Consider the following 14,393-nt stretch of genomic DNA (forward strand, 5'->3'; position numbering starts at 1 on the left):
CAAGAGAAAACGAGCGAGCGGTAACTGCGGTGCTCATGCAGCACGGCGTTGCGGATGAGCCGATGGGGCGACGCGTCCCTTGGATATGAGAGTCATGCGCTTGCCGTCATGTTGGAATGCGGCATACGTTGTTCCGAACCGTCCCTTAGTACGCGGTGGCGTACATACTAGCAAAAGGAGGGCAACGTGTTTTTTCTCGAGCTCCAGACGAGCGATATTCATGCCGCGCTCGGCCGTCTCCTCGACCAGACGCGCGTTGCTGGTCTTCGACTCGCCGCCGTCAATGCTCGAGCGATAGGGGACGAATGCCGGATCTCAGCTTCGATTGACATCAGCGACCGCGATACGGTCGACAAGCTCGCTCGCCGCGTCGGCTCCATGGTCTGCATCGGCACAGTTGATGTGCGAAGCGAATGCGAACGTCCGATCCCAATCCAAACGCCGCGAGCTCGAACTAAGGACTGACTTCATGTGCCTATTCGGTAGCGCACAGCTGTGTTGACCAGCTCACTTCCATCGGAGCTCGAATCAAACGAGCTTGTCTTTCAGGCCGTTCGCTGCTTCTAGCTGGATGGGGGCGTAGTCCACTAACGCCTGTCTACAGCCAGTAGCTTGCGAGGAAAGCCGCGGTGAGATGATCAGGCTGGCAAAGCAGGCATTGGTCTCCTCGTAGCGAGTTGCGATGCGGCGGAACGACTTGAGAGCGCAGAAGAAGTTCTCGATCAGGTGGCGCCGTTTGTACATTTAGGCATCATGAGGATGCGGCCCGCCCGGTCGGCCGTGGAGGGATGCCCGCCGCAGCGCCGCCTTCGTTCAAGCTGGCGCGCAGCCAATTATTGTCGGAGGCCTTTCGCGATCAGCGCCTCAAAGTCGGCGATCAAAGGCTCGTCGCCGACGCTATCGTGCCGCTGGTCTCGCAACAGGGCGAAGCGAACGAGAGTCCCGAGGGCATCGACCAAGGCCATGATTTTGGTGGTCAGCCCCGCCAGGTGAGCGACCTACGGCCGGATTTTGAGCCCCCCTTTTGCTCCGGTGCCATGCTGGTGGACCCGACGACTGTGCCGTCGATCATGACATATTCGAAATCCGGATCGTCGCAGAGAGCCTTGAAAACCCCCGCCCGGATCAGAAGGCGCAGATTATCGCCGGTACCTGTTGATAGTGAGACAGTAAGGCCGGTAGCGCACCGACACGATCTGACGCAGCAGCTTATTGTTCGGTCGTCGGAGCTGTTACGAAAGATGCAGAAGAACGGTCCTTGATGGCTGTGGTGACATGATTATGGTTCCGTCCGGCGTCTGGGTGCTCGTGGCTAGCAAGCGAACGGACTTCCGCGCGGTGCCGACAGTCCGGTCGCGTCGGTCCGCGAGTAGCTCAAGCATGATCCGTTCTCCGGGACGGTCTTCATGTTCCGATCGGAGCGAGCAGACGTGCTCAAAATCCTGACCAGGAACACGTCCAGTCTAGACTAGTGGCTGCTATCGCAGCGCGCAGTTGACTGCAACCTGCTATTCTTGACCATTTGGCGTCAGACGCCATCGTCAATACCCAGTTTTGGCAGATTGGCACCCGCTGACTAGAAGTGCATGATGGCTCAAAGCTCGATGTGGCTTCCAAACCTGACTTCCCAAGCTACAAACAGCATGAAACGCAATTGTATTTGTCCGGAAGGGAAGCCGCCGATCGCTCTCGTATCGTCAGGATGTTGGCCTTCCTAAGCCGAAGGTAACTGCAGTGTGAGGTTATCCTGAGCCGGTTGCCAGTTGCGTTGCTGCCAATCGATTCGAACCCGGCCGGCCATGTCCGATTCCCGCTAGCAGTGGAGAGATCCTCATGCAACATACCCTCGCCAACGAGGTCAATGCCACACACGAACCGCCCCGTTACGCAATTCACTCAAGCGGAACGATCGATATTCTGGCTCAGCGTGGTTCACCGCGCCCCGCGGCCGGCGTTCAAGCAGACGTTCGCTGCGGGGTGTTGCTCGACGTGGAGGGGCCGCGCATGTCAGCACATTGACAGGAGCAAGGCGGAGGACATCATCTTCGACATGGATATCGAGCTCGCCTCACAGGCATGGGTTCTCCTTGCATCGCTGCGCGACTGATTAAAGATTGCGAGTTTCCCGCGGCGCATTCGGCTGCCGAAAATCGCGTCCCGGCCCAGGGAATGATTCACAATGACGGCAAGCGATCAAGGGGCTTGCCGTGCAGCCGCCAGGAACACCGGCAATGGCAATCATCAAATCGGACGTCGTCACGTCGAGCGAAGAATACGTACGCAACCGCTACGCTTACGCAGAACTGGTCTTTGATCTTCGGCAGCGCCGGGCCGCGGCTGCGATCGGCGGACCCGAGCGGGCGCGAAAGCTCCACAAGGAGCGCAATCAGCTGCTGCCGCGGGAACGGATCGCCGCCCTGATCGACCCTGGATCGCCGTTCCTCGAATTCTGTCAACTGGCGGGCGAAGGCCTGTACGAGGGCGTGCCGCCTGGCGGTAGCATTGTCACGGGCGTGGGAATGATCACAGGTCGCCCCTGCATGATTATTGCGAACGAGGCTACCGTCAAGGGAGGGACCTATTACGGCATCACCTGCAAGAAGCATGTGCGTGCGCAACGCTTCGCCTGGCAGCACCGCCTTCCCAGCGTGATCCTGGTCCAATCAGGAGGCGCTAATCTGCCCGACCAGCCCAATATCTTTCCCGACGACGGCCAGTTCGGCTCGATCTTCTACAACCAGGTCAGGATGTCGAGCGAAGGCATTCCGCAGATCGCAATCGTGCATGGTCCTTCCACAGCGGGGGGCGCCTATATTCCTGCACTTTGCGACGAGACCGTCATCATCAGAAACCAAGGCGCCATGTTCCTCGGCGGTCCGCAACTCGTCTACGCCGCAACCCGCGAGGAGATCGGCATCGAAGCGCTCGGCGGCGGGGATATGCATAGCCGTATCAGCGGCGTGATCGATCATGTTGCCGAGAACGACGCACATGCAATTGCGATCACGCGCGAGATCGTGGTTAATCTGGGCGAGATCCCTCCGCAAACATGGACGGTCGCGCCCGTACGCGAACCGCTGTTCGACCCTGGCGAAATCTACGGGTTGATCAGCTCGGATCCCCGCGTTCCCACCAACAAACGCGATATCCTTGCCCGCCTGGTCGACGGCAGCGAATTCCACGAATTCAAGCCGCTCTACGGCGAAACCTTGGTGACCGGATTCGCGCGAATCGAAGGCTTTGAGATCGGTATCCTCTGCAACAATGGCGTTCTGTTCTCCGAGAGCGCGCTGAAAGCGACACACTTCATCGACCTTTGCTGCAAGCGCGGCATTCCGCTGCTGTTCATCGCTGACCTCACCGGCTTCATGGTCGGTCGCGAGGCCGAGGAAGGCGGCATCACAAAGAATGGGGCGAAGATGATCACGGCGATGGCGAGCGCCAACGTGCCGAAATACACCCTGATCATCGGAAACGCCTACGGCGCAGGGTACTTCGCGATGTGCGGCCGCGCGTTCCGGCCGAACGCTATGATGATGTGGCCCAACGCTCGGTCCGCGCTCATGGGCCCGGAACAGGCAGCCACTACCCTCGCGATGATCAGAGATGCTGTGCACAAACGAGAGGGCACGAAATGGACGGACGCCGAACGCGAGGCCTACATGGCCCCGACCCGGCGGACATTTGAAGACTTCGCCAATGCCTACAACTTCGCCCGCAACACCTGGTGCGACATGGTGATCGATCCGCTCGAATCCCGCAGCGTGATGGCGCTGCTGCTCGATCTGGCGGGCCGAGTCCCGCGCCAGCGCACTGATTTCGGCGTGTTGCGAATGTAAACGCAGGAGACCCGCGGTGTTCAACAAGATACTGATCGCCAACCGCGGCGAAATCGCGTGCCGAATCGCGCGCACCTGCCGTCGTCTTGGAGTCGCGGTTGCCGGCGTGCACTCCACCGCGGATGCCGACGCCTTGCATGTGAAGACTATCGGTGAATCGGTCGAGATCGGCGGTCCGCCGACTTCAGAAAGCTATCTGCGGATCGATGCCGTGATTGCTGCCGCCAGGACAACTGGCGCCGAAGCCATTCACCCGGGTTTTGGCTTCCTGGCCGAGAATGCCGCGTTCGTGCGTGCGGTTGAAGCAGCCGGCCTGGTGTTCGTTGGACCAACGGCGGAAACCATTGAGCGCGTCGGCGACAAGTCATCTGCGAAACGGGAGGCCGCTGCGGCTGGCATCCCCATAGTTCCCGGCAGCAAGACTCAAAGCGAAGATCCCGCCGAAATCGAACGCGCCGTCCGCGAACTCAAGTTGCCCGTCATCCTGAAGGCTGCAGCCGGCGGCGGCGGCAAGGGCATGCGGGCCATCTTATCGCTTGATGGACTTCGGAACGAAATCGAGTCCGCGATGCACGAGACCAAAAATGCCTTTGGTAGTGCCAGCTTGATCGTAGAAAGACTGATCGAGCGTGGCCGGCACATCGAGGTGCAGATTGCGGGAGACGGCAACGGCGATATCGTTCATCTGTTCGAACGCGAATGTTCGCTTCAGCGCCGCCATCAGAAGCTGATCGAGGAGGCGCCAGCCGTCAATCTCCCGCCCAAGCTTCGCGAGCGCATCCTTGAGGATGCCGTTCAACTCGGCCACCGGCTGAAGTATCGCGGCGTCGGCACCGTCGAGTTCATGGTCAGCGGTCTCGAATATTATTTCCTTGAAGTCAATCCTCGGCTCCAAGTCGAGCATCCCGTGACCGAAATGGTCACTGGCCAAGACATCGTAGAGAACATGCTCCGTATCGCAGCCGGCGAAGGCCTGCCGATTGCACAAGATAGGATGATGTGCCGTGGGCATGCGATCGAGGCACGCATTTGCGCCGAAGATCCGAACGATCGCTTCATGCCGTCCACTGGAGAGATTGCCTACGTCAGCTTTCCTTTCGGCGACATCCGCGTCGAAACGGGCATCGAGAGCGGTTCGACCGTTACGCCCTACTACGATTCGATGCTTGCCAAGCTGATTGCGCATGCCGACACCCGTGACGAGGCACTCGATCGGCTTCGTCGAGCGCTCGATGAGACGTCGATTTTCGGCGTCACGACGAATAGGGAGTTCCTCAGGCGACTGATCGTGTTCCCCGCGACCAGAAGCGCCACATTCCATACGCGCCTCATCGATGAGGGGATTAATACGCTTGCGAATGAGATCGATGATTTGGATATCGATGCGCTCGCGTTGGGAGCCTATTTCTGGATGATGCGGCAGCGGCAGCCTGGATCCAACGGACCGTGGCAGTCGAGGGAGTTGACTGGTTGGTACATGGCCGCGGAGAACGACGGAATGGCGCCGATCCCCATCCTGCATCTTGAGAGCGCTGGAAAGGGAGCGGAGATCCGCTTTGCACCGCTGCAATCCGACGGCTCGATGTTAATCGGCGTGAACGAGGCTAAGGTCTCAGTGAGCCTCTCTGCGCTCGGCGACGACAGGTTCATGGCCGCGGCAAACTCACGTCGCGAGATCGTACGCATTGTCCAGAAGGACAACGCCATCTACGTTCACGATCCTCGTCGTGCGCACGCGATAGGTGTAGTTTCCTATTTGAGCTACCTCGGTACGACTCCCGAGATCAGCGGCGAACTGCGTGCCCCGATGACGGGGGTGGTACTGAAAGTGAACGTCACCGTCGGCGCTCGCGTGAAAGCGGGCGATGCGACGATCGTCATGGAATCCATGAAGATGGAGCTGCGCATCGCGAGCGTGGTGGATGGGATCGTTACCGCTGTCCACTTCAAGCCTGGCGATACCGTCGAGCGAAACGCCGTCGTCGCCGTCGTCGAGCGGGATTCGGTCACGGTCTAACGGTGCCTTTAAGCCACTCACGGAATTTCAGGGAAAAACACGTTGCGATTGAAAAGCGCGAACTAGTACCCACTATTCCTGAAAGTTGAGTCGTGATTCAAGGGTGCATGAGCAGCATCCCTGAAGCGACAGCGATTAGCCTTACGAATGATGAGCGTGCCGAGCTTGAAAGCTTGGCGCGCTCGACGAAGACGGAGCACCAGATGCGTCAGCGCGCCCGGATCGTGCTGATGGCGGCGGACGGTGTAGCCACGCGCGCGATTGGCCGGGCGGTCGGCTGCACGACCGGCACGGCCTCGAAATGGCGAGTGCGCTACGCCGAGCGGCGGCTTGGCGGCCTCGACGAGACGGGCGATCGGGGCGCGGAGCCGAAGTACACGGAAGCAACGGACAAGCGCATTCTGGCGCAGTTGGATTGGCCGCCGCCCAAGGGCTATGGGCGCTGGACGGGGCCGTTGTTGGCCGCCGCGCTCGGCGACGTCGATGTACAGTATGTGTGGCGTTTCCTGCGCGCCCAGAAAATCGACCTTGCCGGGCGAAAGTCGTGGTGCGAGAGCAACGATCCGGAGTTTGCCGCCAAGACCGCCGACGTGGTCGGGCTCTACATGGCGCCGCCTGAGAATGCGATCGTCATTTGTGTCGATGAAAGGCCTTCGATCCAGGCGCTGGAGCGTGCGCAGGGCTATCTGAAGTTCCCCAACGGCCGGGCGCTGACCGGCCATAGCCACGACTACAAGCGCAACGGCACCTCGACATTGTTTGCCGCTTTTGAGGTCGCCACCGCCAAAGTGACGGCAGCTCACAAGACACGCCGGCGGCGCGTCGAATTCCTCGACTTCATGAACAGCGTCGTCGCCGCCAATCCCGGCAAGACGATCCACGTCGTGCTCGACAACCTCAATACCCACAAGCCTAAAAATGACCGCTGGATCAGCCGTCATCCAAACGTGCACTTCCACTTCACGCCGACCCGAGCCTCCTGGCTCAACCAGGTGGAAATCTGGTTCTCGATCCTGCAGGGAAAGTCCTTGAGCGGCGAATCCTTCACCTCGGTCAAACAACTCAGAGCCCACATCGACGCCTTCATCGAGGCCTACAACGCCAACGCCAAGCCATTCGTTTGGACCAAGTCCGAGGTTCATCAGAAACGCATCAAAGCCCGTTTCGCGGACCAATGATTCCGGGTACTAGGAGATTCGGAGCGACATCGCCACCAGGTCAGCCAGATCTGCCCGGGTCCGGTACGCAGGCCTCTCGGACCCCAGCCGATGCCTGGAGCGTTCCAGCTCCGTCGTTCTGGAGTGACACAGATCTCTTGTATCGTCCTGAGCCGCATGTCGTAAGACGCGTCTGTCTCTTTCGGCTAGGTTATGCAGACCAGCGTATGGCTCCGCGATTGGTGGCAATTGCCCGACGAATGTCTACAACAAAAACGGACGGTACTCGTCCGAGACCATTCGCTAGGCGAGCATCAAGGCTGCCGATACCAGGAGCGCCGCGCCAACCCCGGCGGAATCGGTCAGATAGCCCCAAGCCCAGCTGCCGACGGCAATCCCGCCCGAGTTCACGGCCTGATAGGCCGCGAGCGATCGGGCCGCTACCCAGCGGGATGCGGACAGCTGCACGCCAATGCTAAATAGCACCCACGCCATCATCCACACGGGCGCCCGCCAACACCAGTGCGGCGGCCGTCATGACGGGCTGCGCGACCAGCGGCATCAGCGCAATGATCGCGCCGCCGATCACGCCGGTGACCATGGAACGGATCAGCACGATCTTGATCGAAGGAGAATTGATGATGTAGCGCACGCCCGAAACAATGGCGCGGCGAAGCTTTTCAGGAGGCAGACGCCAAGGTTCTGCAGTGCGTTTCCACAAGAAAAGCGCGAGCATGAGTGGCAGATAGAGCAGTGCGTTGAGCGCAAACGCAGCCACTGCGCCGGGCGCCGCAACGACCATGCCGCCGACCGCCGGGCCCACGCTGCGCGCGATATTGTAGCTGATGCCGTTCAGCGACGGCCGCAGGCAGTGCGTCGGAGGACACCTGCTCGCTCACTGCGGATTGCCAAGCGGGTCCCATCAGCGCCATGCCGCTGCCGACGGCAAAGCAGCGTGCCGGCAAGAGATTCGGCATAGTGAGACCCAGCCAGGCGAGCACGGTCAGTGCGGTTGCGCCGCAAAGCTCAATTGAAAGCGCAACCAGCCCCACGATGCGACGATCATGCATGTCGGCAATGGCGCCGGCCGGGATCGCGATCAGCATTACCGGCAGCATGAGCGCCTTCTGCACCAGCGCAACCTGGTCGGCAGAAGATGTGATCTGCGTCATCGCCCAGGCCGCGCCGACGCCCTGGATCAGGATGCCGAGATTGGTGAACAAGCTCGCAGACCAGATGCGGCAGAAGGTCGGATAGTGCAACGGTGCCGTGACGCCCTCGGTGCCGGATGGAAGGGGCTTGGCTTGATGCGTCATCTCGGCTCCTGCCTAGCCTCCCATGATCTAATTCTGGACCACATCAGCGATGGCTAGACAGAATTCACCGCTCGAAAATGGGCAAGTGCTTTTTCAGGCTCGTCCGTTTTGCGCACGCTTGTTCGAGAACCTTATGAGGTCCGCCAACGTCCTGAGGCATCCCTCGTGATCCGCAGCTGCCTGCGCGCACGCGCGAGATCATCTCTCGCCCACGAGACTGAGCGCTAGGGGCGTCTCCTGCTGCCTGAATTCTGCTGACATCGCAGCGCTATTGCCCGGCTGGGACGCGATCATGTCCCGTGTCCTGCTTTGGAAATTGATGCCGCTAGCCCAGCGGATGGGCATGGCATTGACTCGCGGTCGTTCGAGACGAGGCCACTAGTTCGATCACCCGAATCTCAACTGAGCCTCTTCAAATGCCGAGTTCCTGTTCTTGGGATGGTTTCGCAGAGTGGAGAGGCAACGCAATCAAATGAAGCGCGATACTCATGGTCCTAATCGATCGAGCATCAATCTGAAGAGAACTCTCATCTCCTTCGATAGTGGCATAGAGTAAGGGAGCGACCCTGAAGGTTTTCTGCGTTTTATGCGAAGCAGTGATGGAAAAGCGCGCGAACGCATAGATCCACGGAGGGGACACTGCATCAATCCTCGGACGGAGCCTCGATTGGAATGGCAAAGCCCGCCTTTACGCGGTCCATGATGACCATCGTCTTGAAGCCCTTAATGTCTGAGTTCTCATAGAAGAACCGCCGGGTGAACTGCTCATAATCTTCCATGGTACGCGCGGTAAGGTATAGGACAAAGTCGGCGTCGCCGGTGACGTAAAATCCATTGACGACTTCAACGGACGATTTGATGGCCTTCTTGAATTTATCGATTATGTCTGAACGCTCACGCTCTAGGCTCACTAGCACAAGCATTTGAATAGGCCTTCCTACCGCCTTCGCCGAAACGATCGAGACATCGGCCTCGATGATCCCTTCCGAACGGAGCCTCTTCAGTCGTCGTTGACACGCGGTAGCGGAAAGTCCCGCCAGCTCGCCGATCACGTCGGAGGTTAGACGGTTGTTTTTTTGCACAATCTCGAGGATGCGGGCGTCTATCCGGTCATACTGCATAGTCGTCTCCAGCCTAGAGGTCAATTTCATCGCAAAATCCTATGTGATGCAGGAAATCATCCGAATGGCGGGAAAATGCGACGCAAATATCTTTGCGATACCAGTATCCTGAATGCAAAGGCAATTTCAACAATTGACCGGCTGAGACTTCTAAATGGCCCTTCAAACCATTCGTCACCAAAGTCCCCATTTTGTCGGTCTTGCTGCCGGGCACCTTCAGAATCTACGTCGTCGGGATTTTGCAGCGGGGGCCGCACTCATCGATGGCCGCTGGATCGCGGGCGAACAAAGAGACGTTGTGGTTGATCCCGCCACCGAGGAGCAGATCGCGGATGTTGCTCGTTGCTCTGCCATAGATATGACTCTAGCGATCGCGGCAGCTGAGCGATCGTTTGTTGCATGGCGAGAATGGTTGCCGGCAAGGCGTGGGGCGATCCTTAGGTCGTGGGCGTCATTGATGCTCGACCATTCGGAAGAGCTTGCGGTCCTGGTGACGAGCGAGCAGGGCAAGCCCCTCGCGGAGGCGCGCCAGGAAATTACGTACGGAGCGGGGTTCCTCGAGTGGTTTGCTGCGGAGGGGGAGCGCGCATACGGAGAGACGATCCCGAGCCACAGGCCTGGAAGCCTGCTTCAAGTGCGAATGCAGCCAATCGGTGTCGCGGCGGCAATCACCCCCTGGAACTTTCCTATTGCCATGATTACACGAAAGGCGGGAGCCGCCCTTGCGGCCGGTTGTCCGATGATTGTGAAACCTGCTCCCGAGACGCCGTTGTCCGCTCTTGCCGTGGCTAGATTGGCCGATGAAGCCGGCGTTCCGGCCGGTGTGTTTCAGGTAGTGGTAGGCAATCCAATCGAGCTTTCAACGCCTCTGTTGCGCGACACAAGAATACGAGCTCTTTCATTCACCGGGTCTACCCAGGTTGGGCGTCTGCTTCTGGAGGGGGCGGCCGATACAGTAAAGAAGGTGTCGCTCGAACTTGGGGGGCACGCCCCCTTCCTTGTCTTTGATGACGTGGATCTCGGGAAGGCTGTCAAAGGGGCGGTGGCTGCAAAATTCGCTACGTCGGGCCAGGATTGTTTGGCCGCTAACCGCATCTACGTGCAAAGAGGGATCTACGATGCCTTCGTTGAGACATTTGCTGAGGCAATGGCTCAACTCAAAGTCGGTCACGGTCTGGATCCTACGACAGATATCGGGCCAATGACCAAGTTGTCGGTCGCCAAGAAATGCAGGATCCAAATAGAAGATGCGGTGACAAAGGGAGCGCGGGTTATTTCCGCAAATCCAAATGCCAGTCTAGGCCCGAATTTCGTTCTTCCGACGCTGCTTAGTGACGTCACTGAAGACATGCTCATTGCGCGTGAGGAAACATTTGGGCCGGTCGCTGCTGTACTTCCGTTCGATTCTGAAGAAGAGGTCATCGCCCGAGCAAATACTAGCGAAATGGGGCTGGCAGGGTACGTCTACACAGATAGCCTGCGTCGAGCGCTCCGCCTTTCTGAGCAGATAGAATGCGGCATGGTGGGTATCAATACCACGTCATTCACAGGCCCGCCTATTCCGTTCGGTGGATGGAAGCAATCCGGGCTTGGTCGCGAAGGGTCGCGGCACGGCTTAGCGGAATACATGGAACTCAAATACGTCTGCTTCGGCGATTTGGCAGCTTAGGAGAATCGGTATGATTGATATCAAAACCATCGCTGAACGAGATCGCTCGGCGGTTCTGCATCCTTTTACACAGCTCAAGGAATTCGCGACTGGCAAAATCGGTGATCCCACGATCGTCGCAGGGGGGAAAGGCATCCGAATCGAAGACGCGCAGGGTCATAGTTACATCGACGGCTTTGCTGGCCTGTACTGCGTGAATATTGGATACGGCCGGACCGAAGTGGCTGAGGCCATCGCACGGCAGGCCTATAAATTAGCGTACTACCACACATATGCCGCTCACACGACTGAAGAGCTGGCGACCCTGTCGGAGCGACTCGTTCGAATGGCGCCCGGCAAGCCAAGCAAAGTGTTCTTCGGGCTATCGGGATCGGACGCCAACGAAACCCAAGCGAAGCTCGTCTGGTATTATAACAATTTACGTGGTCAGCCTAAGAAGAAAAAGATCATTTCGCGCGAGCGCGGCTATCATGGCTGCTCAGTCATTTCCGGTTCGATGACCGGTATGTCGTTCTACCATGATCACATGGATCTTCCGTTCCCGGGCATTCTGCACACGGGCGCACCGCACCACTACTGGGGCGCTGAGTCAGGCGAGACGGAGGAATCCTTTTCTCGTCGGCGCGCAGCCGAGCTTGAAGAGCTGATCGTGGGAGAGGGCCCGGAAACGATTGGTGCTTTCATTGCGGAACCGGTACTAGGTACGGGCGGCATCACACCGCCTCCTACCGGATATTGGCGTGAAATTCAGGCCGTGCTCAGGCGCTACGACGTTCTTCTGATCGCCGACGAAGTGATTTGTGGATTCGGTCGAACCGGCGCGGACTTCGGCAGTACGCTGTATGGGATCGAGCCAGACCTAGTGACCGTCGCCAAAGGCCTGACCTCTGGCTACGTGCCGCTCTCGGGAGCCATTGTCGGTGAGAGGGTTTACGCGGTCATGGAGGAAGCAGCGGATAGGGTTGGTGCATTTTCGCATGGATATACCTATTCCGGTCATCCGATTGCGGCCGCAGCAGCCAACGCAGTCCTCGATATCGTCGAAAAGGAACGATTGAGCGATCGCGCGAGGCTCGTCGGCTCGCACTTCCAGAAGCGACTTAAGGAGCGGTTCGCTCAGATGGAGATCGTCGGGGAAGTTCGAGGAGTTGGCTTGCTCGGCGCGATCGAGTTCGTTGCCGATCGTCAGACTAAACGGCGATTTGATCCCCAGCTCAAGGTGGGCGCCCGCATCTCGAAGGCTGCTCGTGATAGGGGGCTTATTGCACGAGCAATGCCGCATGGTGACATTCTTGGTTTTGCTCCGCCTCTCGTCGTATCCGAAGCTGAGATAGATGAGATTGTTGATCTGGCTTATCGAGCGACCAAGCAAGTAATGGACGAGCTCGCGAAAGAATCGGCTGTCGCTTAAAACGAATTTAGCTTGCCGCTGCGGATCTTTTACCCGATCTTGGGCAAGCATTTGAAGTCGGCCATCACCTGAGAAGGGCGGCGCGATAGACGTGCAGCCCGCTGATGGTAGAAGTCACGCAAGATCGAACAGTTGATGAGACGAAAATCCTCCCGCGAGGGATGCAGTGCATGGCGTTCCTAGCCATGACTTTGACTTATCTGCACGGTGGGCTCGTGGTCACCATGGATTACGGTGATGCCCATCTAGGGCGATCGCTTTTTTGAGCGACATGCAAACCATGCGGATCACGCCGGCAGCCAATCCGTGGTCGATTCAGCATTCCTGTGCGCTGGAATTGCAATAGCCTCCATTTGGCGGCGAATATAGGCGCCGATCAGATGACGGTTGATCATATGAAACGCTGCAAAAGCCCGCAATCAAGCGCAGAATTTCGGAGTTGCGGGCGGCTATGTTGCGGAACTTCGACCTTCGGCGCCTCGTAATATTTTCAGCAGATGGAGATAAGCCCAAGTCTGAGAGCTCAATTCTTACCGATATAATCGCGCTGCTCCCAGAATCTCCGCACAAACGACCGGATTAGCTGACCCGGAGGGGGAGGATCAGCACCAAGGGGGCAAGTCGAATGGAGTACGCTGGTTGGTGTAATGTAAGGGGCGATCTTTGGTCCGCAAGGCGAGCCGCCGCAGCGTTCCTGGACAATCTACCTGTCGAGGAAAACTCCGGGGCCATAGGTCGGCAGAACTGGATCGCCAGATGGACAAAGATCGGAGATGAGCAAAGCCTTCTTGGGGACTTAAATATCAAAAACGGCGCCTTCGATGAGGCGACCGAAGCATGGCTCTGTGCGCTAACTGCTTTCGAAGTTGCCCGGCGGTTAGCTGACGAAGAAGACACACAAAGCGCAGAGATTTCGGTCAAAGTCGAGGTTGGCATTCAAAGGCTGAAATCGTCTCTGGTGCGCCAAACAGAACAGGTAAAGATAGCACCCTGCGATCAGGCCGAACTCCTAGCCTATTACTTGCCAGCTGGCGATCCCGATGTGCCGGTCCCGGCAATCATTTGCATCAGTATGGAAAAGGAAACAGGGCCCACGTTGTTCGGAAGGCTCTTGCCCGTGGTGTTTGGTCGGCGCATGTCGGTTCTCGTTATCTCTCACGACGACGTGTCACATCAATCGCGCGGGCAATCGGAGGAGTTGTTGTCTTGCTGTTTAGATTACTTATCAAATCGACCCGACATTGATGCTGCTCGAATTGGTGTGTTTGGGGAAGGTTTGTCGGCAGCTCTAGCAACTGCTTTCGCTGCATCCGATCGCCGCATTGCTGCGGCGGTCTGCGACGGTGGTCTTTGGAATTGGGCTCGAACTCGTGCGGCAATCAGCTGGATCACGAACGATGTAGATGGAGTAGTCGACGATGTAATGTCGGCGCGTCGCGCGCAATTGACGCGCCAGTTGACATGCCCGATTCTCGTGGTCGCCGGCGGCCGGGGCATCGTCAGCCTTTCGGAGGCGACCCAACTACAGGCTGATTGCTTGGCGGCGGGGGCTGATCTTGACTTGGCGCTGCCGCGGATAGTTCGGAGCCCAGCGGGCGAGATTGAGAATTTCATAACTTCCGATGATTCCATCTTCGGATGGTTGGAGCACAAGCTCGCATGCAGCTCAGCTTGCGTTACCAATATCGGCCAGCCCGATCAAATCATCGGACGAGATCACTAGCAAAGGCGTGATTCGAAGCCCGTGCTGGGTCAGTGACAGGAGCGTTCGCGCCTTGGGCCTCAACGCCTCAACTACCAGCGCCACGCATCGAACGTATCCTAAGGAACTTTGTCACAGCGCGATCCACTAGAACAAAGCTC

The 14,393-nt window shown here is 58.3% G+C and carries 8 protein-coding genes and 2 pseudogenes; 7 read left to right on the top strand and 3 right to left on the bottom strand.

Annotated features, from left to right (window positions below):
* Positions 1-186 precede the first annotated feature (186 nt).
* On the top strand, positions 187-465 hold the full coding sequence (locus YUA_RS50425) for a hypothetical protein (RefSeq protein ID WP_156947396.1): 279 nt from the start codon (positions 187-189) through the stop codon (positions 463-465).
* A gap of 171 nt (positions 466-636) precedes the next feature.
* Here the strand turns inward: YUA_RS50425 and YUA_RS52770 are convergent.
* A pseudogene (locus YUA_RS52770) lies at positions 637-1,114 on the bottom strand (IS5 family transposase); the annotation flags it as partial.
* 1,117 nt (positions 1,115-2,231) lie between these two features.
* Between YUA_RS52770 and YUA_RS0132115 the strand changes: the two are divergent.
* The 3 genes from YUA_RS0132115 (at position 2,232) to YUA_RS0132125 (ending at position 7,034) form a co-directional block, all read left to right on the top strand.
* Positions 2,232-3,839, top strand: a complete 1,608-nt coding sequence (locus YUA_RS0132115; protein WP_027534376.1) for a carboxyl transferase domain-containing protein — start codon at positions 2,232-2,234, stop codon at positions 3,837-3,839.
* A 16-nt stretch (positions 3,840-3,855) separates the two neighbouring features.
* A complete protein-coding gene (locus tag YUA_RS0132120) occupies positions 3,856-5,856 on the top strand; it encodes a biotin carboxylase N-terminal domain-containing protein (RefSeq protein ID WP_027534377.1) in 2,001 nt (666 codons plus the stop codon).
* Positions 5,857-5,963: 107 nt separating this feature from the next.
* On the top strand, positions 5,964-7,034 hold the full coding sequence (locus YUA_RS0132125; RefSeq protein WP_084293004.1) for an IS630 family transposase: 1,071 nt from the start codon (positions 5,964-5,966) through the stop codon (positions 7,032-7,034).
* Positions 7,035-7,322: 288 nt separating this feature from the next.
* Here the strand turns inward: YUA_RS0132125 and YUA_RS48980 are convergent.
* Both YUA_RS48980 and YUA_RS0132150 read right to left on the bottom strand, forming a co-directional pair.
* A pseudogene (locus YUA_RS48980) lies at positions 7,323-8,329 on the bottom strand (MFS transporter); the annotation flags it as partial.
* Positions 8,330-8,973: 644 nt separating this feature from the next.
* Positions 8,974-9,450, bottom strand: a complete 477-nt coding sequence (locus tag YUA_RS0132150) for an Lrp/AsnC family transcriptional regulator (protein ID WP_027534381.1) — start codon at positions 9,448-9,450, stop codon at positions 8,974-8,976.
* A 154-nt stretch (positions 9,451-9,604) separates the two neighbouring features.
* Here YUA_RS0132150 and YUA_RS0132155 point away from each other — a divergent pair, with 154 nt between their 5' ends.
* From YUA_RS0132155 to YUA_RS0132175, 3 genes are all read left to right on the top strand, one after another.
* The gene (locus YUA_RS0132155) at positions 9,605-11,119 is read left to right on the top strand and encodes an NAD-dependent succinate-semialdehyde dehydrogenase (protein WP_051383485.1); all 1,515 of its coding nucleotides are present in this window, start codon (positions 9,605-9,607) and stop codon (positions 11,117-11,119) included.
* Between the two features lie 10 nt (positions 11,120-11,129).
* Positions 11,130-12,530 (top strand): aminotransferase, encoded by a 1,401-nt coding sequence (locus YUA_RS0132160; RefSeq protein WP_027534383.1) that lies wholly within the window; start codon positions 11,130-11,132, stop codon positions 12,528-12,530.
* A gap of 625 nt (positions 12,531-13,155) precedes the next feature.
* Positions 13,156-14,253, top strand: a complete 1,098-nt coding sequence (locus YUA_RS0132175) for a S9 family peptidase (protein ID WP_027534384.1) — start codon at positions 13,156-13,158, stop codon at positions 14,251-14,253.
* Positions 14,254-14,393 lie beyond the last annotated feature (140 nt).

Source organism: Bradyrhizobium sp. WSM3983 (genome assembly GCF_000473045.1).
Lineage (GTDB): Bacteria > Pseudomonadota > Alphaproteobacteria > Rhizobiales > Xanthobacteraceae > Bradyrhizobium.